Source organism: Bartonella sp. CL70QHWL, assembly GCF_042194855.1.
GTDB lineage: Bacteria > Pseudomonadota > Alphaproteobacteria > Rhizobiales > Rhizobiaceae > Bartonella.
In genome coordinates, this window is sequence record NZ_JBHINJ010000009.1 from 1 (window position 1) to 23,856 (window position 23,856).

At 37.3% G+C, this 23,856-nt stretch carries 14 protein-coding genes, 1 tRNA gene and 1 pseudogene; 10 read left to right on the plus strand and 6 right to left on the minus strand.

The genetic code is table 11. From position 1 onward, the window contains the following. Positions 1 to 213: pseudogene (locus ACFIJZ_RS05380) on the plus strand (XRE family transcriptional regulator); the annotation flags it as partial. Between the two features lie 89 nt (positions 214 to 302). Here ACFIJZ_RS05380 and ACFIJZ_RS05385 read toward each other — a convergent pair. Next, positions 303 to 377: transfer RNA gene (locus ACFIJZ_RS05385), tRNA-Glu, on the minus strand. A gap of 1,346 nt (positions 378 to 1,723) precedes the next feature. Between ACFIJZ_RS05385 and ACFIJZ_RS05390 the strand changes: the two genes are divergently transcribed. Next, the gene (locus ACFIJZ_RS05390; RefSeq protein ID WP_273791204.1) at positions 1,724 to 3,040 is read left to right on the plus strand and encodes a homoserine dehydrogenase; all 1,317 of its coding nucleotides are present in this window, start codon (positions 1,724 to 1,726) and stop codon (positions 3,038 to 3,040) included. Positions 3,041 to 3,180: 140 nt separating this feature from the next. Then, the gene (gene glpX / locus ACFIJZ_RS05395) at positions 3,181 to 4,167 is read left to right on the plus strand and encodes a class II fructose-bisphosphatase (RefSeq protein WP_273791203.1); all 987 of its coding nucleotides are present in this window, start codon (positions 3,181 to 3,183) and stop codon (positions 4,165 to 4,167) included. A 106-nt stretch (positions 4,168 to 4,273) separates the two neighbouring features. Here glpX and ACFIJZ_RS05400 read toward each other — a convergent pair whose 3' ends face one another. Further along, a complete protein-coding gene (locus ACFIJZ_RS05400) occupies positions 4,274 to 5,380 on the minus strand; it encodes a branched-chain amino acid aminotransferase (protein ID WP_375631246.1) in 1,107 nt (368 codons plus the stop codon). Between the two features lie 310 nt (positions 5,381 to 5,690). On the opposite strand from ACFIJZ_RS05400, the gene ACFIJZ_RS05405 reads away from it, so the two are divergent. After that, positions 5,691 to 5,966, plus strand: coding sequence for a hypothetical protein (locus ACFIJZ_RS05405; protein ID WP_273791201.1), 276 nt, complete (start codon positions 5,691 to 5,693; stop codon positions 5,964 to 5,966). Between the two features lie 176 nt (positions 5,967 to 6,142). On the opposite strand, the gene ACFIJZ_RS05410 is transcribed toward ACFIJZ_RS05405, so the two are convergent. The 3 genes from ACFIJZ_RS05410 to ACFIJZ_RS05420 all read right to left on the minus strand — a co-directional run bounded on the left by ACFIJZ_RS05410 (position 6,143) and on the right by ACFIJZ_RS05420 (position 11,800). Continuing rightward, positions 6,143 to 8,659 (minus strand): SPOR domain-containing protein, encoded by a 2,517-nt coding sequence (locus ACFIJZ_RS05410; protein WP_375631247.1) that lies wholly within the window; start codon positions 8,657 to 8,659, stop codon positions 6,143 to 6,145. Between the two features lie 151 nt (positions 8,660 to 8,810). Next, a complete protein-coding gene (gene argS / locus ACFIJZ_RS05415; protein ID WP_375631248.1) occupies positions 8,811 to 10,568 on the minus strand; it encodes an arginine--tRNA ligase in 1,758 nt (585 codons plus the stop codon). 29 nt (positions 10,569 to 10,597) lie between these two features. Further along, complete coding sequence (locus tag ACFIJZ_RS05420; protein ID WP_273791198.1) at positions 10,598 to 11,800, minus strand: deoxyguanosinetriphosphate triphosphohydrolase; 1,203 nt, start codon at positions 11,798 to 11,800, stop codon at positions 10,598 to 10,600. Between the two features lie 108 nt (positions 11,801 to 11,908). Between ACFIJZ_RS05420 and ACFIJZ_RS05425 the strand changes: the two genes are divergently transcribed. The 5 genes from ACFIJZ_RS05425 (at position 11,909) to glmS (ending at position 17,454) form a co-directional block, all read left to right on the plus strand. Then, positions 11,909 to 12,232 carry an iron-sulfur cluster assembly accessory protein gene (locus ACFIJZ_RS05425; RefSeq protein ID WP_273791197.1) on the plus strand — a complete coding sequence of 108 codons (324 nt, stop codon included), beginning with the start codon at positions 11,909 to 11,911 and terminating at the stop codon, positions 12,230 to 12,232. Positions 12,233 to 12,271: 39 nt separating this feature from the next. After that, the gene (locus ACFIJZ_RS05430; protein WP_375631277.1) at positions 12,272 to 13,261 is read left to right on the plus strand and encodes a carboxypeptidase regulatory-like domain-containing protein; all 990 of its coding nucleotides are present in this window, start codon (positions 12,272 to 12,274) and stop codon (positions 13,259 to 13,261) included. 43 nt (positions 13,262 to 13,304) lie between these two features. After that, a complete protein-coding gene (locus tag ACFIJZ_RS05435; RefSeq protein WP_375631278.1) occupies positions 13,305 to 14,093 on the plus strand; it encodes a cytochrome c biogenesis CcdA family protein in 789 nt (262 codons plus the stop codon). A gap of 14 nt (positions 14,094 to 14,107) precedes the next feature. Then, a complete protein-coding gene (gene glmU / locus ACFIJZ_RS05440; RefSeq protein WP_375631249.1) occupies positions 14,108 to 15,457 on the plus strand; it encodes a bifunctional UDP-N-acetylglucosamine diphosphorylase/glucosamine-1-phosphate N-acetyltransferase GlmU in 1,350 nt (449 codons plus the stop codon). 173 nt (positions 15,458 to 15,630) lie between these two features. Then, the gene (gene glmS, locus ACFIJZ_RS05445; RefSeq protein ID WP_375631250.1) at positions 15,631 to 17,454 is read left to right on the plus strand and encodes a glutamine--fructose-6-phosphate transaminase (isomerizing); all 1,824 of its coding nucleotides are present in this window, start codon (positions 15,631 to 15,633) and stop codon (positions 17,452 to 17,454) included. Positions 17,455 to 17,845: 391 nt separating this feature from the next. On the opposite strand, the gene recG is transcribed toward glmS, so the two are convergent. Continuing rightward, entirely contained in the window at positions 17,846 to 19,954 is a 2,109-nt protein-coding gene (gene recG, locus ACFIJZ_RS05450) for an ATP-dependent DNA helicase RecG (RefSeq protein WP_375631251.1), read from the minus strand. Positions 19,955 to 20,330: 376 nt separating this feature from the next. Here recG and dnaE point away from each other — a divergent pair, with 376 nt between their 5' ends. Then, positions 20,331 to 23,798, plus strand: coding sequence for a DNA polymerase III subunit alpha (gene dnaE / locus ACFIJZ_RS05455; RefSeq protein WP_375631279.1), 3,468 nt, complete (start codon positions 20,331 to 20,333; stop codon positions 23,796 to 23,798). The last annotated feature ends 58 nt before the right edge of the window (positions 23,799 to 23,856 follow it).

The following is a 23,856-nucleotide window of genomic DNA, read 5'->3' on the forward strand; positions in this document are numbered from 1 at the left end:
GAGGTAGCAGAAATTTTGAGAAGAGAATCGGATGCTTGTCGCAAAAGTTTTACAATCAAGACTTCTGATCCGTTGAGGCGTAAAACTGTTGGCATGTTTTTTAGAACTTTAAAAGATTTTTCACAAGAGGATTTAGAAGCATTCAAAACATTATTAGAGATGATTAGCGAAGCGCAAAGAAAAGAAAATGCTACTGTTGTAGACAAATGTTAGAAAATCCTATTCCCTAACTTTTATCCACATATCCCGTACTTTAAAAAAGATATATAAAATCAATAGACTGTGTACAGTAAAAAGAAACATGGTACGCCCAAGGGGAATCGAACCCCTGTTTCCGCCGTGAAAGGGCGATGTCCTAACCGCTAGACGATGGGCGCAAACCAATGATGAGGCTTATAGAGAGGATCTTTTTACTTCGCAAGCCCTCTGTGTCATTTTTTTTGAAAAAAGTGTGTTTTATTGAATAATTTTTGAGAAACTCTTGTTTGAATCATCTTATTTTCTAAGATTTTTTGTAGAAAAAATGTAAAGTTATCATCATTGATAGAAAGTTTTGATGTGGGTATCATCTCAGCAAATGATATTTGCATTTATTTTCAGTTTGAAAAGTAGGCAAAAATGATCAAAACAGCATTTTAAATGTATTTATTTTTTACATATTTTATCGTTTGTTATCTTTGTTGTCACATGAGAATATTATTTAACTTGCTTGAAAGAGCCTTTATACGGAAGATTTCTCATTTGAGCTTATCATAAAGCAAAAACTGTATAATTTATAAAGTAGAAATACAATATTTATTACCAAATAAACAAATAATACCAATCATACAAAAGTTTTTTTATGAATAATCCATAGATTACTTACAATTTAACAAAATATAAATAGATATCTGTATAATAAAAATGAAAATATTAAATCAATTTTTATAGAATATATTAAAAATATTTTTTATATTTACTTTTACATGTCTGTAAGAAATTTAAGATTAAAAACCCTTCATTTGCTCTTTTATATATTGAGAAGGTTCTTGATTTGAAAATGAATTAGCGTGGATAAAGGGTAGATTGAGTTTTTTTTCATTTCAATTCGCTAGTTTTTTAAAGAGGTGGCAATAAGTTGAGATAAAATATTCAAATTTTGAAACTTTATTCTCTATATTTATAATATTTCAGAATTATGGTGTGCGCATATTAAGTTTTGTTTTTTACTTTAATGTAAGGTTCTATTTTGATATATGAGTGCGTTAAGATTTTGCATTAAAGATTTATATTTAAAGCTATGGAATGGTAGGAAGAAATGTGTTATTATGTACTGATCTACTTTATTTTATCCATTCTCTTAATTTATCATATAAAAGAATGTTTTTTGTTCCATACTTGTTGATTTAGAAGAGATGTTTTATTCTTTCTTACTAAGTCTTCAATATTCTTTAACTTGTTATTGATTATTTTTTAGAACTTTTCTTTATGGAAACTTGCATTTATCAGTTTTACAGATTTTCATTCTGAATTAAATATTTTATAAAGATTCTGAAATCTTTGAAGACAATAAATATTATATTTTTAGGAATGTTGATTGAACAAGCGGGGATAATTCTATTGGAAAAAATGAAGTGAATAGAGCGGGGTATTTCTTTTGTTCTTATGGATGTAAATATTCTTTGTGTTGATTGGCACATCATTTAAACGATTTTTCAATGAAGATAGGGATCAGTGGTTAATAATGGCAGAAGCTTTAAAAGTTGGTGTTGCGGGACTTGGTACGGTTGGTACTTCAGTTGTTCGAGCTCTATGTGAAAAAGCGAATAGTTTAGCTTGTCAATGTGGGCGATTCATCAAAGTTGTTGCTGTTAGTGCGCGCGATAAAGGCCGCAATCGTGGACTTGATCTCAGTGATATAAAATGGTTTGATTCACCTGTGGAGTTGGCTGCTTCTGATGAGATTGATGTTTTTGTAGAGTTAATTGGTGGTGAATTGGATGTGGTGTATACCGCTGTTAAGAGAGCGCTTGAGGCGGGACATCATGTTGTAACAGCCAATAAAGCTCTTCTTGCTCGACATGGAGTAGAGCTGGCTATAATTGCAGAAAAAAAAGGTGTTTTTCTTCATTTTGAAGCAGCTGTTGCAGGGGGGATTCCTGTCATCAAAGCGATGAGAGAATCACTTGTTAGTAATCGCATATCGCGAATTTATGGTATTCTCAATGGAACCTGTAATTATATATTAACACGCATGTTTACGGAAGGTCTTTCATTTAAAGATTGTTTAGCAGATGCACAGAGACTTGGGTATGCTGAAGCAGATCCAACTTTTGATATTGAGGGAAATGATACTGCTCATAAATTAGCTTTGTTGACAAGCTTGGCATTTGGAACAGCTATTTCGTTAGATGATGTTTATGTTGAAGGAATTCATAATATTTCGCAAATTGATATTCGAGCAGCTGATGAATTGGGGTATCGGATTAAGCTTTTAGGGGTTGCATTAAAAACGGATTCTGGAATAGAGCAACGCGTTCATCCAACAATGGTACCAGCATCCTCAATGATTGCACAGATAAATGGTGTAACCAATGCTCTTTCTATTCAAAGTGATTTATTAGGTGAATTACTGTTTTCTGGTCCTGGCGCTGGAGGAAAGGCAACAGCATCAGCCGTTATTGGTGATTTGGCTGATATAGCAAAAGCGCGTTCTGGTTTTCAGTATGCACCTGTTTTAAGACGTCCAGCATTAGAACTTGCTCCTCATAAAAAAGCACGTATTTCGCATCATGCAGGTGGTTATTTTATTCGTTTAAATGTTCATGATCGTACTGGTGTTTTTGCCGCGGTCGCAAGGCATATGGCTGATAATCACATCTCATTGGAGTCGATTGTTCAAAGATCTTTTGTAGAAGATCAAATTGAAAAAACAATTATTTTAATTACGCATGAAACAACAGAGGTGAATGTACGACAGGCACTTGCAGAAATTGAAAAAGATGGACATCTTGTTGCAAAATCTCAATTTATTCGTATTGAACCTATGGCAAAGAATTGATAACTTTCTTGATAATAAAAACGCACGCTTGAGTTCTTTTATCTCTTGTGAAAAATTTTCATCTTTGCCAAAAAACTTTATTCTTAGTATTTAATAAGGACTCATATTTTTCTGGTATTCATTCGGTAGGATTTTTTCATATGCCCACAACTCAGAAGATTTTAAATGGACTTGATCGTATTTTGACGCTTGAATTGGTACGTGTTACTGAACGTGCTGCTGTTGCTGCTGCACGCTGGCGCGGACGTGGCGATGAAAAGGCAGCGGATCAGGCTGCTGTAGATGCAATGCGGCAAGAACTTAATCGATTGCCTATTGATGGTACAGTGGTGATTGGTGAAGGTGAGCGGGATGAAGCGCCTATGCTTTATATTGGAGAAAAAGTGGGTCTTCAAAGTGGATTGGCGATCGATATTGCACTTGATCCACTAGAGGGTACAACACTTTGTGCTAAAAATATTGCTAATTCTTTGGCAGTAGTTGCAATTGCTGAAAAGGGTAATCTCCTTTACGCTCCTGATGTTTATATGAACAAAATTGCTATTGGTCCTGGTTATCCAAAGGGAATAGTCGATATAGATGCTTCTCCTACCGATAATATACATGCTCTTGCGAAGGCTAAAGGAGTGGCTGTTAATCAGATTGTTGTTTGTATTATGGATAGACCTCGTCATGAAAAATTGGTTGATGAAGTACGAGCGACAGGGGCGTCGATTCGCTTGATTGGGGATGGAGATGTGGCTGCTGTTATTGATACAACTGATCCAGAAGAAACAGGTATTGATATCTATATGGGGATTGGTGGAGCACCTGAAGGTGTTTTAGCTTCTGCTGCTTTGCGCTGCATTGGAGGACAGATGCAAGGTCGTTTGCTGCTTGATACAGAAGAGAAAATTGCTCGTGCAGCTAAAATGGGGATTAGTGATCCCAATAAGGTTTATACAATGGAAGAAATGGCAAAGGGTGATGTTTTGTTTTCAGCAACAGGGGTGACAGATGGTAATATGCTTTCTGGTGTTAAATTTACACCTCACTACATTCAAACGGAAACTCTCGTAATGCGCGCCCATACGGGTACAGTTCGTAATATTAAAGCACAGCATAGAGATCATTCAAAATTTGATTAATGTTTTCTTTTTTTGTCACTAAAAATAAAAGGAGTTTTTTTAGGAAATACGCTCCCATGAAGCTACTTTCATGGAAGCGTTTATAGATATGGGAATACCCTTAATATTATGAGAGTTGCACAGAATGCACCCAGCCATTTTTATCTTCTATGTTCCCTTTTTGAATGCCAACCAATTGTGTACGAAGCTGCTTTGTGACTTCTCCAACTGTTTCATTTCCAATAATAAATTCTCCTCCTTTATATCTAAAACGACCAATTGATGTGACAACGGCAGCTGTACCACAAGCAAAGGATTCTTTAAGGTGTCCACTCTTTGCATCTTCTTGAAGCGCTGCAAAAGAATAAGGACGCTCTTCTATTTTTAATCCCATTTGTTTTGCCAACTCTAAGAGTGAATGACGTGTTATTCCTGGAAGGATAGTTCCATTAAGTGGGGGGGTTACAAGTGTATTATTGTCCATAATAAAGCAGACATTCATACCACCAAGTTCTTCAATCCATTTATGTTCAATCATATCAAGAAAGAGTACTTGGCTACAATTGTTTTCAGTTGCACTTTTTTGTGCAAGTAAGCTTGCTGCATAGTTTCCACCACATTTGGCAGCCCCTGTTCCTCTTGGACCGGCACGACTATAATCTGTTTCAATCCAGACGCTGACAGATTTTTCTTCTCCTTTGAAATAGGATTCAACTGGAGAGGCTATGATACAAAAAAGATATTCTTGAGAAGGGCGGACTCCCAAAAAGTTTTCATTGCCAAACATAAATGGACGGATATAGAGGCTAGCGTTGGGCTGATCAGAAACCCATTTTTGATCAATCTTTACTAATTGATGAACGGCATCCAGAAAAATATCTTTTGGCAATTCTGGCATAGCTAAACGCCTCGCTGATTCTATAAAGCGTTGTGCATTGGCATCAGGACGGAAGAGCAAGATGCGCCCATCTTTTGCACGATATGCTTTTAAACCCTCAAAAATTTCCTGTCCGTAATGTAAAACGGTACTTGCAGGGTTAATTTCTAAAGCTTTGTATTGAGAGATGATAGCATTGTGCCAGCCTTTGTCTTCAGTCCATTGAATAGTACACATGTGGTCTGTAAAAAATTGACCAAAACTGGGACTTTTTAAAATTTCTTCATATTTTTCTTCTGACAGAGGAGATGGGTGCTTTTCTATTTTAAAGGGAAGCGATGATATGGGAGATTTCATAAAAAACCTTTTGAGTATGTTTCATTTTTATTAATAAAAATAATGAAATATTTTGATTATAACTCTATTATTAACAAAACCTTTGTGTCAATGTTTTATTATAGAATAAAAAGGGGTTTATTATAGAATTCAAAGGCTAGGGTAGGGTAGATATTTTAATTCTATCCTCGCCTCTTTTTCTCAACTTTATGAAGTAAGCTGGAACTTTTGTCTATAATTATCGTTTTCTCATAATAAGTATCTGAATAATTTCATATATGCATATTTTCTAGAAATTTAAAGGTAAGGGAATTGAGAAAAGGAATCCACTATGATTGATAAAAATTATCACACATATGAAGAACGTATGGCCGCAGAAAGAAAAGGTCGTGAACAACGTGTTTCAATCGCTAAGGGTATTTTTGCTATTCTTCTTGCGATGGTTATTATCTGGTTTATTTTTGGTTTTTTAGGATCTTTTTTTGCAAAATCTCCTGAACATAGTTCGCGTTATAATACTCCAGAAACAAGCCAAAGTGTAACAACGCCCAAAAAAGATTTAAATTCGCTTCCTCCTGTACCTTATACCTATAAGGGTACGGAGTGATTTTTTCATAAATATAATCTTTTAGATAGGGCGAAAATCGACGTAGATTAAGGAATAAAGTCAGCACAAAGACATAAAAAGATTGGAACGATTTTAATTTCTGAAGTTTTTGATAAGTAATTAAATGGTATGAAAATAAATCATGCAACGGTTTTAACAACCGTTGCATGTTTGGTTTAGCGTGTGATGAAGCAGCTTCCACCAGAACTTTTAATGGATTCACAAAGGATTATGGCTTCATTACGGTCTTGCGCTTGAATCCGAACACGGTAATAAGTACCTTTTCCTGGTATAAAAGCGGATTGAATATTTAAAGAACGGGCGCCAATAAGGAATCCAAATTTAGATTTCATATTTTTTAAAGAATTTCTAGCGAGCTCATGCGTTGGTTGAGATGCAAGTTGTACGTAATAACTTTCTGAATTTTGTGCTGCGACTCTGTTTGGTGATGTGGAGCGAGACGCGGCTGGTGTTTCAACTTGTGTATTTCTTTCTGCATGAGAAGGAATAGGGATAAATTTTTCTTCAATATTTGAGCTAGAATTATTTTCTGCAATTATTTTATCAATATTATTTTTGAGATCATGATCTCTTTCTTGGTCGTTTATATCAGAATCATGCGACGAAACAAGGGACGAATCTTGAAGTTCATTAGAAGCTTGATCAATGCTTTCTTCAGATTGAGCAGCAGTTTTGCTGTTTGTTTGATGCGCGGGGGCTAGTGTAACTGTACCATCTTGATTGACAATAACAGTTTGTACTTCTCGCATTGGAATAGTATGGTTTATGGCTTCTGTGACTGCATCTTCAACATCAGATTCATTTAAAGACGATGAGGAAACGTTTGAAGATTCTTCAGGGTTTAATTCTTTTAAATTTTCAGGTTGTTCAGAGTTATCAATAAGAAATTGTTGTGTATTTTCTTGTTTCTCATTTTGTTCAGTTGTTTGTTTATAGATATCTAAATTATGTGCAACATCATTTTTCGTTTCAGTTGTTTCTGGTTTGAATTTAAAAGGCGTATTATCAGCGTGGATAATGACCGTTTCTTCATTTTTTTGTGATGGCATAAAAAAGTGAGAATAACCTGCAAATCCAATTCCTATTAAAATAAGTATAAAAAAACCTTTAATGAAAGTTTTACCAAAAATAAAACTTTTTAAGGGAGGAGGAGCTGATGGATGCGTGGGAACCTCATCTGAGCTTGTGTATGATGAATTCTCGCTAAAAGAGGGGAAATTATATTCCATATTGGCAGAAGAAGAATAGTCGGAATTTTGTTCTTTAGAGTTTATATAAACACCTTCTTTTGAATTTTGCATAGACTGATGAAAAACTTCACTAAAAACTTCATTCTTCTGTTGTTTTTGAGAAAAATTATCTGTTGGAACATTTCCTACATTGAGTACATCAGCAAATTCTTCTTCTAAACCACCATTAGTTGGCACATCATATTCTGGCGCTTCATACGGGACTTCTGGAACCATAATAGGACCAGTTTTTTCTACGATTTCCTCTGAAAATTTATAAGTATCAACATTGGGAGGGGGAGTATCTCTGTGCGTATAGTTATGGGCAAAAAAGCCCTCCGTTTGTTTTGTATTTAAAGAGGGTGATGAGGAAAGAAACTCATCTAAATTATTTTCATTATATGAAATTTCTCTATTTGGGTTAGAGGCACCTTCGGCATTATTGATGTATTGGGCTCGAGCCTCATCATATATCGGAACTTTTTCGCTATAAGTTTCTTGTTGTGAGGGGGGGGCTTCAAAAAAATGGGGATAATTGGTTGTATGATCTTCTTGTGAAGCCCCCTTTAAATAAGATTGTCTATCAACTGGTGGAGAATCTAAAGGTGAGGAGAAGGTACTTGTTGTTTGATTTCTTGCAGTGTTTTGTCTTTCTGACACAAGATTAGAAGATGAGAAAAACTCATTTTCCTCTGTAGAAGAGGAGGCATCAGGATAATCTTTTTTAATCCAATTTTCTTGATCAGCTGAAATTTTATAGGGATGGTTTATAGGAGTGTCATAGAGGTTTGGATTGTCATCATAAGTTTTTTGTATATTCGTAGTCTCAGGTTGTTGTGAATTTATTTGTGAAAAACGATTGGTTTGTTCAACATCTTCTGGCATCTCTCTCTTATTTTCACGCCTTTCAGATTTATCAAAAAAGAAATTTTCTGATTCTGATTGTGACATAAGATTACTTTTTTCAAGAAAAGGATCAGCACTGGTTGCTGTTGTTTTCTGTTGATGTGATTGATTCTTTGGGATTGGTAATGGAGAAAGCTCATCTAAAATTTGTTCTTCATCATGACTGCTAGGTGAAGAATATTTCTCTTCAGATAAATTATTTTGTTTTGAATGGTTGAAAGAAGCAGCTTGTGCAATATTTGAGGCTGTTGCGTTGCTGGTTGCATACAAGTCCCATTGTTTTTTTTGATCATCAAACGGTAAGTCATGTGCTAAATTATTTTCAAGTTCCTCTTCTAGAAAGGACAAATCAAAATCATCATCATGAGATGATATTTCGGGGTGAGATGTTGATCGATCTGTTTTTAAAGAAGATTGCTCATTTTGGTTTCCGCTTTGTTTGTGCGGATTAAAAATGCGCGTAAGCCTTTCTAAAGGATCATGGTGTTCATGATCGTGTTTTGTTTCGTGTAGATTTTTGCGATCGTTATCGCTCATAGCTTTTCTCACATGGTGGTTTGCACTTACGTGCAATCAATGGTTGATTTTGATTTGTTATATTAAAATTATAAATTTTCCCCCTCTCATGCAATGATACATGAAAAAGTTTATCAATAGAGTACCTATTGTATGTATTTATAGAACTTTTTCAACGCATTTCTATGGGTGCTTCGACTCCTATGATGGTAAGCCCTGATGATAAAATATTGATAACAGCTTGTACCAATCCTAATCTTGCAAAGGATAACTCTTTATCATCAGGTTGAATAAAGCGTAAATTGAGATTTTCACTCCCTTTATTCCAGTGTGTGTGAAAGCTGGAGGCAAGGTCATAAAGATAAAACGCTAATCGATGCGGTTCCTTATGAACTACGGCCTGTTCAATGATACGTGGATATTCAGAAAGTTTGCGTATTAACAATATTTCATGGTCATCTGTTAATCGATGAAGATGGGCAATCAATGTATCATTTGAAAAGCTTTTAATATGAAGCGCTTCTTGTGCTTGACGAAAGACTGAGTGACAACGTGCACTTGCATATTGTACGTAAAAGATGGGGTTATCTTTTGATTGTTCTGTTACTTTTGCAAAATCAAAATCAAGAGGTGCTTCACACTTACGGTATAGCATCATAAAACGCACAGGATCACGCCCAACCTCTTCGACAACATCCCGTAGAGTGACAAAAGATCCTGCTCTTTTTGACATGCGTACAGGATGACCGTTGCGAAAAAGTTTTACCAATTGACACAAGAAGACACTTAATTTAGCCTTATCTCCAGAAATTGCTTTTGCCATTGCCTCCAGCCGCTTTACATAGCCAGCATGGTCTGCGCCTAGAATATAAATCATTTCATCAAAATGACGATTAAATTTATCCCGAAAATAAGCAACATCAGCAGCAAAATAAGTGTAAGAACCGTCAGATTTGACTAAAACACGGTCTTGGTCATCACCGACATTTGTTGAACGGAACAAAGTTTGTTCGCTTGGTTCCCAGTCTTCTGTATTTTGTCCCTTGGGAGGGGGGAGTTTTCCTTTGTAGATATAACCATTTAAAGTGAGGTCGTTGATGGTGTTACGAATGGCGCGTGCATTATCAGCATAAAGCATTCGCTCAGAGAAAAAGATATCATGATAAATATTAAGAGCAGCCAAATCTTCGCGAATCATGGACATCATTGCATGAATTGCACGTTCTTTCACAAGAGATAAGGCTTCATCTTTATCCATCGTGAGGAGTTGGTCACCAAACTCTTGAGCAAGCGATTGACCCAATGGTATCAAGTATTCTCCAGGATAGAGTCCTTCTGGAATTTCATTAATTTTTTGCCCAAGAGCCTCACGATAGCGCAATAGTACAGAATGGGCGAGGACTTCGATTTGTTGACCAGCATCATTGATATAATATTCTTTTGTAATGTTATAGCCCGTAAATTGCAGCAAATTGGAGAGAACATCCCCAACAACCGCTCCGCGGCAGTGTCCTACATGCATTGGTCCTGTCGGATTTGCTGAGACATATTCAACATTGATGCGTTTTCCTTGTCCCATTGGAATACGACCATAAGAAGTGCCTAATTCAAGCATGGATTTTATAGCATCTTGCCAAAATAATTTTGTAAGCTTTATGTTTATAAAACCAGGACCGGCAACATCTATATTTTCGATAGAGGGATCATTTTTAAGAAGTTCTATGATTTTATCTGCAAGTGCACGTGGATTGATTCCAATAGATTTTGCAAGCACCATAGCAGCATTGGTTGATAAATGACCATGGGAGGAATCACGTGGAGGATCAACAGTGATTTTTGATAAATCTAGATCTTCTCCATTTTTTCCTTTTAGATCAGATAATTCAATTGATCTCTTAATTTTTTTTTCGAAGTTTTTAAAGATATTCATATTTAGCTTCCATGATGATGACAAAGCCATTAAACGAAATTATCTGTATGGTCAAATAAACGGTGATATTCACGTAGAGCGTAGTGATCTGTCATGCCTGAAAGAAAGTCAGCAATCAAACGTGCTAACTCTTGATTTTTTAAGTGCACTGTTTTGCTCTGCCAACTTTCAGGCATTGTATTTGGATTTTCATAATAACAATTGAATAATTTTTGTACAATGCATTTTGCTGCATTGCGACGACTAAGAACTTGTTCATGATAGTAAAGATTTTTAAATAAAAAGTTTTTTAGTTCTTTTTCATAAACGGTCATTGTTGGTGAAAAGGTGACAATAGTTTGTTTTGCTTGGTGAATATCGTTTATGCTTGTTGGTTTGATGCGTGCTAAATTTTTTTGTGACTGTTTGATAACATCTTCAACCATGGTTGTTATTTGTCTTCGTACAAGTGTGTAACCGCGACGCGTTTGGTCGAGATGGGGATGCTCATCTGTTATATCTTTTAATATTGCTGCTGTTAGTGAAACATGTTCAAATTGATCGAGTGTTAAAAATTGCGAACGTAGACCATCATCAATATCATGCGCATTGTATGCGATATCATCTGCAATAGCAGCACATTGCGCTTCTAGTCCTGCAAAACAATCGAGTGCAAGGTCTTGCTTTGCATTGTATTGTAAAATATCGATAGGAACCTCCTTATTCTTCGCGTGGGGACCTAAAAGGGGACCATTGTGCTTTACAAGTCCTTCGAGGGTTTCCCATGTAAGGTTAAGTCCATCAAAATTTGCATAGCGCTGTTCTAGTTTTGTTACAATGCGTAATGCTTGTGCATTATGATCAAAGCCGCCATAATGTACCATGGCTTCATTAAGAGCATCTTCTCCAGCATGGCCAAAGGGTGTGTGTCCAAAGTCGTGAACAAGAGCAATGGCTTCGGCAAGGTCTTCATCAAGACACAGGGCACGGGCTAATGTTCTTGCAATTTGAGAAACCTCTATGGAATGGGTTAGGCGAGTACGGTAATGATCGCTTTCATCAGCAATAAACACTTGCGTTTTATGTTTAAGACGTCGAAATGCATTAGAATGGATAATACGATCTCTATCTCGTTGAAAAGGTGAGCGTGTGGTGCTCATCGTTTCATGGTATAACCGACCACGGCTTGTTTGTGGATGAGCACTGTACACTGCTCGAGATTGGTAATTGAAGTTGATATTGCCTATATCCATTGCAAGCTGCCCATTATCATCTTAAAATCGAGAGTGGTTTATGACAAATAAACTGATCTTTGAGTGTGGGATACTCTTTCTTGATGGTTTAATGCAAGGATATATAAAATGAATGTGAAAATTTCAGATGTTGCTGCTAAAAAAATTGCACAGATACTTTTGCGTGAACCCGATAAAATAGCATTACGTATTTCTGTTGAAGGTGGTGGGTGTTCTGGTTTTTCTTATAAATATGACTTGGTTTCTGAAATGTGTGAAGATGACCTCGTTCTCAAAAAAGACGGGGCAGTTGTGTTTATTGATTTACTATCACTTCCTTTCATGGAAGGAGCTGAGATTGATTTTGTTGATGATCTTATGGGGCAGTCTTTTCAAATCCACAATCCCAATGCTGTTTCATCATGTGGTTGTGGTGTAAGTTTCTCAATTTAAAATGATGGCTGTGTGATATTGTTTCTTGAAAAAAAGATCATGTTGGTCAACAATGCAAAAATGGGTATTCTTATAAAAATAGTGCACCGATGTATATGGTTGTGCGTGGTGCTTGCTTTATTGACTTGGAGCCACTGTGCTTTTTCTGAAGCAGGAGAAGGGCAAGATCAGCAGCAGGGACAATCAAGGAGTTTTATTGTAAAGACTCAAGAGCAGGAAAACGAAAATTTAGCATCTCAAACACAACTCATTTTGAATGCTCGATTAACAAATAGTCATCCGGATATTGAAAAAGGGCTTGTCTGGCGGGTTTATGCCCCTATTCTAGGGATTGATAATAAATTACCATTAGTGGCAACCTATAAGGGGGGAAGTGCACGTTTTGATCTCGAACCAGGAAGTTATCTTGTTCATGTCTCATTTGGTCATATGAGTGCTGTGCGCCATATTCGTTTAGAAAATGGGCAGAGTCTTGTAAAAAACTTTAATCTTGAGGCTGGTGGTGTCATTTTAAATGCAACACTGCTCAATGGCGTAATGAATGAAAAGGAACTCCGTTTTACCATTTATGAGGATGAAAAAGAAAATGATGATACGGGAGTGATTATATCAAATGTTAAACCCCAATCAGTTGTGCGTTTAAAAGCTGGCCGCTACCATGTTGCTTCCCATTATGGTTCCATTAATGCGACGGCTCGTTCGGATATTCAAGTGGATGCTGGTAAAATAACAGAAGTTACTCTTGAACATCAGGCCGCTCAGATTGTCTTAAAACTGGTACGGCAAGAAGGAGGGGAAGCGCTTGCAGATACAAGTTGGTCTCTTGCCAATGATTCTGGTGATATCGTTTATGAAACAGTTGGTGCGTATGTTTCACTCGTGTTAGCGGAGGGAGAGTATATTGCAATTGCTAAAAATAAAGATAAAATCTATCAGAAAGTTTTTTCAGTCGTTTCTGGTCATGATGAAGATATAAGTGTGGTGGCGAATGAACAAAATATGCAACAAATTGATGAAGATGTGGATTGATTGTTGTTCATGGGGGTAAGCTATGATGAAAGACGGGGTATGAATTTTGATTGAAATTTCAACAGTTGGTGTGTTTTTTGCTGGGGCACTCTCTTTTTTGTCACCATGCGTTTTGCCATTAGTTCCTCCTTATTTGTGCTATATGGCAGGGGTTGGTATTGATGATTTTCGTTCAGAAAAGCCTGATGAGAAAGTCTTTATACGGTGGGCTTTACTGTCTTCTGTTATTGCTTTTGTTCTTGGGTTTACGACTGTTTTTGTTGCTTTAGGTGCCAGTGCTAGCACAATTGGGAAATTCATCGGTTATTATCGTGATTGGTTTGCTCTTGCTGCTGGAATTGTCATTATTATTTTTGGTTTAAATTTTTTGGGGATTTTCAAAATCGCTTTTTTATTTCGTGAAGCGCGTTTTCAGACCAAAAAAACACCTGCTGGTCCTTTAGGCGCGTATATTATCGGTTTAGCTTTTGCTTTTGGTTGGACACCGTGTATTGGCCCTATTTTAGGTCCTATTATAACGCTTGCTGGAACAAAAGAAACTGTGGGAGAGGGAGCTGTTCTCTTAGCGGTTTATGCATTAGGTCTTGCTATTCCTTTTATGTTAGCAGCTTTATTTTCGAGCAGTTTTATGCGATTTTTAGGAGCTTTTCGTATTCATTTAGGAAAAGTTGAAAAAATTATTGGTGTTTTTCTTATTCTTACAGGGATTTTGTTTTTAACAGGTTCTATGCAGGATCTTTCATTTTGGCTTTTAGAACATTATCCTTCGTTGAGTTATATTGAAGATATTCGTTGGCACAATATTATGAATTTTTTTGGATTTTCTCGTTAGTCTTATGTGTTTTTATGGTTAGAAGTTGTCTTTCTATTGTTCTTGCCGCAGGTGAGGGGACGCGCATGAAATCGTCTCTGCCTAAGGTACTTCATAAAATTGCTGGATTGCCTCTTATATGCCATGTTCTAAAACAAATAGAATTGGCAGGCTCTTCACAATTAGCAGTTGTTGTGGGATTTGGTGCTAAGGAGGTTACGCACGTTGTTCAGTCATTTGTAAAAGATGTAATGATTTTTGAACAAAAAGAGCGTTTAGGAACAGCTCATGCTGTTTTGTCTGCTCGTTCAGCTTTGCAAAAGGAAGTGGATGATGTTCTCATTGTTTTTGGGGATACTCCTCTCATTCAGCAAGATTCATTGCACCAAATGCGTGCACAGCTTGCTGATGGAGCAGATGTTGTTTTTGCAGGTTTTCATACCAAAAATCCAACAGGTTATGGGCGTCTTCTCGAGAAAAATGGTCAATTAATTGCAATTGTAGAAGAAAAAGACGCTAGCGATGAAGAAAAAAAGATTTCTTTTTGTAACGGTGGAATACTCGCTATGCGTGGAAAACATGCACTTTCTCTTTTAGAGAAAGTTGGTAATAACAATGTGAAAAAAGAATATTACTTAACAGATATTGCTTCTCTTGCAACACGCAAAGGATTAGATGTGCGTGTTGTTGAAGTTCCTTTTGAAGATATTGTAGGAATTAACAATGGTCTTGAGCTTTCTGAGGCTGATTCTTTGTGGCAAAAACGTAAAGCGCGCGATTTAATGTTATCGGGTGTTACACTCTTAAAGCCAGAAACACTCTATTTTTCTTATGATACAGAAATTGAACCAGGAGTGGTGATAGAACCAAATGTTTATTTTGGGTTAAGCGTAAAAGTACAATCTGGTGCGGTTATTCATGCATTTAGTTATCTCGAAGGTGCTGTGGTTGGTAGAGATGCACAGATTGGTCCCTATGCACGTTTGCGTCCTGGAACAGAGTTGGCGAAGTCCGTAAAGATTGGAAATTTTTGTGAAGTCAAACAAGCTAAGGTAGGAGAATCTTCTAAAATCAATCATTTAAGTTATATTGGTGATGCTGAAATTGGTGCATATACCAATATTGGAGCCGGTACAATTACTTGCAATTATGATGGATTTAACAAATATAAAACCGTGATTGGTGATCATGCTTTTGTTGGGTCTAATACGGCACTTGTTTCCCCATTGATAATAGGGGATGGCTCTTATGTTGCTTCAGGAAGTGTTATTACTGAAAATATTCCTATGAACAGTATGGCTTTTGGGCGTGCACGACAGGTTATAAAAGAGGGCTATGCGACAAAATTTCGAGAGCGCTTGTTAGAAAATAAACAGAAAAAATGATTATTTTCAGCTTATTCTTTTGTTTCGTGTTAATCTAATGATGGATGGGAGGTTTATTCTTAAAGATTGCCGTACTCCATGTTTGAATTATTTTTATTATTTATAGTTTTAAATAAAGGCTGTTGGATTGTTTTATAAGATTTAAATCTTAAGATGTGGGTTGGAGCTTTTTAATGTGTGGAATTATTGGAATTCTTGGAAAGAGGTGTGTTTCGTCCTCTTTGGTTGAGGGGTTAAAACGTCTTGAATATAGAGGGTATGATTCATCTGGGGTGGCAACGGTCCATAATGGGCATCTTTATCGTGTACGTGCTGAGGGGAAGCTTGTTCATTTAGAAGAAAAATTAAAAAAAACACCTCTGGAGGGAAATTTAGGGATTGGTCATACCCGTTGGGCTACGCATGGAATTGCTGTTGAACGCAATGCGCATCCCCATGTGACTGAAAAGCTTGCGATTGTTCATAATGGTATTATTGAAAACTTTGTAGAACTGCAAAAGGAACTCATAGAGGATGGTTGTATCTTTGTAACAGAGACGGATACGGAAGTTATTGCACATTTAATAACGCGTGCATTAAAAGATGGTCTTTCTCCGCAAGAAGCCATACGCACCAGTTGGAAAAGGCTGCAGGGGGCTTTTGCTATTGCTCTTATTTTCGAAGGTGAAGATAACCTTATGATTGCGGCTTGTTCTGGTCCACCTCTGGCAATTGGTTATGGAAAAGATGAATTTTTTGTGGGGTCAGATGCGATTGCTTTGGCACCATTCGTTGATTATATTAGCTATATGGAAGATGGGGATTGGGCTGTTCTCACACGGGAGGGTGTTACAATTTATGATGCTAATAACCAACCGGTAAAACGTCCTGTGACGACATTACTTGAAGGGGCTTTATTGATTTCTAAGGGTAATCATCGTCATTTTATGCACAAGGAAATGTTTGAACAACCTGAAGTGATTTCTCATAATTTGGCACATTATCTTGATCTTGGAAATTATGTCGTTCGACCCCTTGAGAATTTGATTGATTGGAAAAATATTCATCGTCTCCTTTTTGCGAGTTGTGGAACGGCGTATTATTCAACCTTAGTTGCGCGCTATTGGTTTGAGAAATTTGCCGCTTTAAGTGTTGATAATGATGTTGCTTCGGAGTTTCGTTATCGTGAACCTCCTATAACGTCTGATGTGTTATCGCTGTTTGTTTCTCAATCTGGTGAGACAGCTGATACATTGGCTTCTTTGCGTTATTGTCGTGAGCGGGGTGTAAAAACAGCAACAATTGTGAATGTAGAGCAATCAACAATGGCAAGGGAGGCTGATTTTATTCTCCCAACACTTGCCGGACCGGAAATAGGTGTTGCTTCAACAAAAGCTTTTACCTGTCAATTGGCAACGCTTGCTTCACTAGCACTTAGTGCTGCTAAACAACGTGGCTATCTTTCGGCTCAAATGGAAAAGAAACTGGTTCAACAGTTGGCAGAAGTTCCACGTATTTTAAATGAGGTCTTAAAACTAGAGAGCAAAATTGAATGTATTTGTCGTGATTTGGTAAATGCAAAAAGTGTTCTTTATCTAGGACGTGGAACTTCTTATCCGATTGCTTTGGAGGGAGCCCTTAAACTGAAAGAGCTTTCTTATATTCATGCTGAAGGTTATGCGGCAGGTGAATTAAAGCATGGACCAATTGCTCTGGTGGATGAGACAATACCCGTTATTGTTGTTGCACCGTATGATCGGTGGTTTGAAAAAACTTTTTCTAATATGCAAGAAGTGGTAGCGCGTAATGGTCGTATTATTTTAATAACCGATAAAAAAGGAGCAGAAGTAGCTTGTCTTAAGACTTTATCAACGATCACTTTGCCAGATGTTCCAGAATTTATTTCTCCTATTATTTATGCACTCCCTGTTCAGTTAATCGCTTATCATACGGCTGTTTTATTAGGAACAGATGTTGATCAACCCCGTAATTTAGCAAAATCAGTCACGGTTGAATAAAAGTATATTTCTGAATCTTTTGGAGAATAATCAAGTGTAAGAAATTGATTTATAATGAAACTTATTTTTTCATTTTTCTCTGTTGAACGAGAATACTGAAGAAAAGTTTTTTCTTTCTAAATCCTTTACGATAAAACGAAAAATATTTTCTTACCTGTCAAAAAATAGATCAGTTATGTGAATATAATGGTAAAAAAGACGCAATATTGCTTCTACTGTTTCAATGCAAGAATGATTCAGATTGAGAGAGAAGATAGTGCTGTTGATTTGTTATTCGTTCATGAAGCATAAAGATGCTAAGAGACTGCGTAGATCATTTATGGGTAATTCTAAGAGAGAAAACCATATTTGAACAGAGAGGTATTTAAGTTTTTTATTAGAGGGTCTTTTGTTATCCTGCTCGTAAGAGGCGTGCAGCATCGTTGTGTCCGAAAAGATAAAGGAGCAACCGTAAAGCTTGTCCTTGCTCAGAAGAAAGATGAGGATCGCGTTGTAAAAATAAACGAGCATCTTTTCTTGCCATTGACAAAAGATCGCTATGAACTGCAAGGTTTGCTATATGAAATTCAGGGACTCCGGATTGTTTTGTACCTAAAAGTTCTCCTTCGCCTCGTAGGCGCCAATCTTCTTCAGCAATTTCAAAACCATCTTCTGTATTGCGGATAATATTAAGGCGTGTTGCTGCTGTTTTAGTCAGTGGATCTTTATAGAGCAAAATGCAGGAAGATTTTTTATCGCCTCGTCCTACACGTCCACGTAATTGGTGCAATTGTGAAAGGCCAAAATGTTCCGCGTGTTCGATGATAATGATCGAAGCATCTGGAATATCTACTCCCACTTCAATGACGGTGGTTGCAACTAAAATACGTGTATTTCCACATTTAAAAGATGCCATAGCGGCTTCTTTTTCTGCTGTAGACATTTTTCCATGGATCATACCAACGTGTGCTCCAAAGCGCTCATGGAGAAATGCAAAGCGGTTTTCAATTGAAGTGAGATCAAGAGCTGTCGATTCCTCTACTAAAGGACAAATCCAATAGAGCTTTTCTCCTTTTTCTAATGCAATTGCGATTCTCTCTATAAGCTCATGAAGACGTTTCAAAGAAAGCGTTGCTGTTGTAATGGGTTGTCGTCCCATTGGTTTTTCGGTAATTTTAGAGACATCCATATCACCAAAAGCTGTTAAGACGAGTGTGCGCGGAATGGGCGTGGCGGTCATAACCAGCATATCAGCTTTATTGCCTTTTTCTGTAAGAGCGATACGTTGATGGACACCAAAACGGTGTTGTTCATCGATAATGGTTAAAGCGAGATTATTATAAGTAACGCTGTTTTGTATGAGAGCATGGGTTCCGATGACAATAGAAACTTGACCTGACAGAATATCATTCACGATATTTGTCCTCAACTTCCCTTTTTCTCGTCCTGTTAAAAGGGTTGTTTGTAATCCGACCTTTTCGGCAAGAGGAGCGATGGTGGCAAAATGTTGCCTGGCAAGCACTTCGGTTGGTGCCATTAAAGCTGATTGTCCTGAATTTTCAGCAATTTGTGCCATTGCCATCAATGCAACAACAGTTTTTCCTGCGCCTACATCACCTTGAAGTAGTCTTAGCATCGGTTCTGGTGAAGCAAGATCATTTGCGATATCTTCTACTGCTTTTTTTTGTCCGGTTGTGAGTTGAAAGGGGAGGATATTGAGCAATTTTTTAGTATAAATTCCTGTTGATGGTCGAGAAGTGCCAACAAGAGATTTAGTTTTCAAACGCACGAGTCCTAGTGCCAATTGACAAGCGAGCAATTCATCATAGGCAAGACGTTTGCGTGCTGTACTTTCTAAGGATAGATCGTCGGGGTTAATGGGCGCATGGATACGGCGTAAAGCAACAGAAAAAGAAGAAAAATTTTGCTGCTTTTTTACATTTTCATCTATCCATTCTGGGAGGAGAGGAACAAAATCAAGAGCGTTTTGTATGGCGCGTCTTAGTGTCTTTGCAGCTAGTCCTGCAGTAGAGGGATAGACAGGTTCGATGAGAGGTATCTGATTTGATTGTTCGCTTGGGGCAATATAGTCTGGATGCGCCATTGAAAGCTGTCCATTAAACCATTCAACTTTTCCTGATATAATGACTTTTTTTCCTTCGGGGAGTTGTTTTTTTAGCCAAAGAGGTTGAGCATGAAAAAAGACTAAATTTATTTTTCCTGTGTGATCATGGGCAATAACTCGATAGGGAATTCGGTTGTGACCACGGGGTGGTGATTGATGTTGATCGATGATAATTTCGAGCGTAACAGTATCTCCTTCTTTTGCACAAGCAATGCTGGGACGCATTCTGCGGTCTATAACGGAATGGGGCATTAATTGAAGAAGGTCAATAAGGGTTGCTTCGCGTTGTGTAGGATTAACATCTAAGAGTTTGGTCAATAAACCATAGACTTTAGGTGTAATACCAGAAAGAGTTCGAATAGAATTAAAAAGAGGGGTAAGAAGACTTGGAGGCATGAGCAAATTTAACCTGCCCTTTTTGTTTTTTCTAGACCTTTAGAAGAGCTTTTTGGGGATAACGTCATAAAGAGGAGGTTGCTTTATTTACACATTGAACTTTAGGAAGAAAAATACAATTAAAGGGTCAAAAATTAAAGTGCTTAGATGAGGTATATTGTTTTTCTTTTTATTTTAGGTGTTTATTTGCTGTGAATAGAAGCATTTTCTTGATAGAACTCTCTTATAAATATTAATAAAATTGGGATATTTCTCCTATGTATGATGATGAATTTATAGCTTTAAAGTTATGATAAACAGAAGTTTTTTCTTTTATAAGGGGTGCTGTTTAGCATTGATTTTGTAGTGGGAAATTGTGAGAGTGGTAAAAAATAAAATGCAAGAGAACAAAAATTCTCTTCCTCGCTTTATTCATTTGAGAGTGCATTCAGCTTATTCCTTGCTCGAGGGGGCTTTAAAAATCCCCCAAATTATTCAACAGGCGATTTCAGATCATGCACCAGCGGTTGCTATTACCGATACCAATAATTTATTTGGTGCTTTGGAATTTTCACAGCATTGTCTTTCTCATGGGGTCCAACCTATTATTGGTTGTCAGCTTACTGTTGACTTTCGTGATGAAAATGATCATTCACGTTTGGCTAAATGGCGTAATTCTTCTGATTTCTGCTCTATTGTTCTTTTGGCTGCTAGCAAAACCGGTTATGCTCATTTGGTTCGTCTTGTTAGCCGTGCTTATCTTGATAAATGTGATACTGATCCTCCTCATATTAAAGCTGATTGGTTGTCAGAACACAGTGAAGGAATAATCGCTTTAACGGGAGGAAAGGGAGGACCTATTAATCTTTCTTTGGCAGAAGAGAAAAAAGAACATGCTGTTGAGCGCTTAATTTATTTGAAAAAATCTTTTGCTGATCGTCTTTATGTGGAGTTACAACGGCATGGCTCTTATGATCAGAGAGTAGAAGCTGATCTTATTGAATTGGCTTATGCGCATGAAATTCCTCTTGTTGCAACAAATGAAGCTTTTTTTCTGAAAAGAGAAGGATATGAAGCCCATGATGCGCTGATGGCTGTTTCAGAAGGACAAATCGTCTCTAATCCAGATCGCAAACGTGTGACGCCAGATCATTATTTGAAGTCACAAGATGAAATGGTTACACTGTTTTCTGATCTTCCAGAAGCTTTGGAAAATAGTGTTGAAATTGCATTGCGTTGTCATATTGCCACGCCTCTTCGAAAACCGATATTGCCTCGTTTTATAGAACAATCTGCTAATTCAGAAAATACTTTAGAAATAGAAGATAGTGAGTTGTTAAATCAAGCTAAAGCTGGTTTGAAGATGCGGCTTGAAACAATAGGGTTGGCTGAAGGGTATACGATTGCAGATTATGAACAGCGGCTTGATTATGAAATTTCAGTTATTACGCGTATGCAATTTTCTGGATATTTTCTTATCGTTTCAGATTTCATAAAATGGGCAAAGGTTCATGATATTCCCGTTGGACCAGGACGGGGTTCTGGTGCTGGTTCACTTGTTGCTTATGCATTGACGATTACTGATGTTGATCCTTTACGGTTTTCTCTTCTCTTTGAACGTTTTCTCAACCCAGATCGTGTTTCGATGCCAGATTTTGATATCGACTTTTGTCAAGAGCGGCGCGAAGAAGTTATTCAATATGTTCAAAAAAAATATGGACGTGATCAAGTTGCTCAAATTATTACCTTTGGTAAGTTACAGGCGCGTGCAGTTTTGCGTGATGTGGGGCGTGTTTTAGAAGTTCCTTATCGTCAGGTGGATTATCTTACAAAATTAATTCCTGCCACGCCAGGAAGTCAGGTAGAATTGGCTGATGCTATTAAGGATGAACCTAAATTTGAAGAGGAAAAGAAAAAAGATCCCGTTGTTGGCCGCGCATTAGATATAGCACTTCAGTTGGAGGGACTTTATCGTCATGCTTCAACTCATGCTGCTGGGATTGTTATCGGAGATCGTCCACTTTGGGAGCTTGTCCCGATGTATCGTGATCCTCGTTCTGATATGCCTGTTACACAATTTAACATGAAATATGTGGAACAGGCGGGGCTGGTAAAATTTGATTTTCTTGGATTAAAAACGCTTACTGTTTTGAAAATGGCAGTCGATTTTGTTGCCAGAAAGGGGATTAAAATAGATTTATCAAATATTCCTCTGAATGATGAAGCAACCTACGCTATGATGGCACGTGGTGAAACGGTTGGTGTGTTTCAGGTGGAAAGTTCTGGTATGCGCAAGGCGTTGATTGGGATGAAGCCAGACCGTATTGAAGATATTATTGCGCTGGTCGCACTTTATCGTCCAGGTCCAATGGAGAATATTCCAACCTATAATGCACGCAAACATGGGGAAGAGGAAATTGCTTCTATTCATCCTAAAATAGATCATCTGATCAAAGAAACACAAGGTGTGATTGTTTATCAAGAACAGGTGATGCAGATTGCTCAGGTTCTTGCTGGTTATTCGCTTGGAGAAGCTGATTTATTACGTCGTGCTATGGGGAAAAAAATTCATGCTGAAATGCAAAAACAGCGTACGCGTTTTGTCAATGGAGCTGTTGCAGGTGGCGTGGATAAAGATCAAGCTGATATTATCTTTGATCTTTTAGCAAAATTTGCCGATTATGGTTTTAATAAATCGCATGCTGCTGCTTATGCAATTGTTTCTTACCAAACGGCTTATATGAAAGCAAACTATCCCGTTGAGTTTTTAGCTGCTTCAATGACATATGATATGACGAATACAGATAAGCTCAATGATTTTCGGCGTGAAGCATTAAGGTTGGGTATTGAAGTTATTGCACCTTCTATACAAACATCTCATCGTGTTTTTGAGGTTGGTGATAACTGTATTTATTATTCTCTTGCTGCCATTAAAGGTGTGGGAGAAACTGTTGTAGATCATATTGTTTCTTGTCGTGGGAATAAGATTTTTAAGGATTTGGAAGATTTTTGTGCGCGTGTTGATCCTCGTATTGTTAATAAGCGTGCGATGGAAAGTTTAGTTTGTGCTGGTGCTTTTGATTATTTTAACATTGCACGTGAGGTTTTATTAGCCAATCTTGGAACCCTTCATGCGCGTGCACTTCGTATTCTCGATGACAATTCTAGCGGGCAGGTTGATATATTTGGAATGGCAGGCGGATTAAAAGAACCATTGATTTTATCGCAAACAACCCCTTGGTTGCCGGCTGAGAAACTTTATCGAGAATTTCAAGCTATAGGTTTTTACTTTTCTGCGCATCCTTTGGAGGAGTATCAAGCTATTCTAAACAAAAAACGCATTCAGACTTGGGGTAATTTTGCCAATGCCGTTAAAGGGGGAGCAACGGCTGCACGGCTTGCTGGAACTGTTGTGGCAAAAAACGTGCGCAAAACAAAATCTGGTAAAAAAATGGGAATTATTCATTTTTCTGATACAAGTGGACAATATGAAGCAGTTCTCTTTTCTGAGGCACTCTCGGATTATGAAGAGATGCTAGAACCCGGAAAATCTTTTATTATTACGGTGAGCGCAGAAAATCGTTCTGAAGGAGTTAGTTTGCGAATTGAAACAATTCAGTCTTTGGAAAATGAATCATTACAACAGCATAAAATGATGCGTCTCTTTATAAAAACAGTTGATATGCTTCCACAAATTGAACAAAACTTAAATCTTGGGGGGAATGGAGAGGTGGGGCTTATTTTAATTCAAGAGGATGGATTGCGAGAAGTCGAAATTGCGCTTCCTAAGCGATATAAGGTAAATTCACATGTCGCAAATGCTATGAAATTAATTCAGGGTGTTGTTGATGTAGAATTGAGTTAAAGAAAGATTAAAGATGGGAGCTGATTTTGAGTGGTGTTTTTGCTTTTAGGAGAGCTAA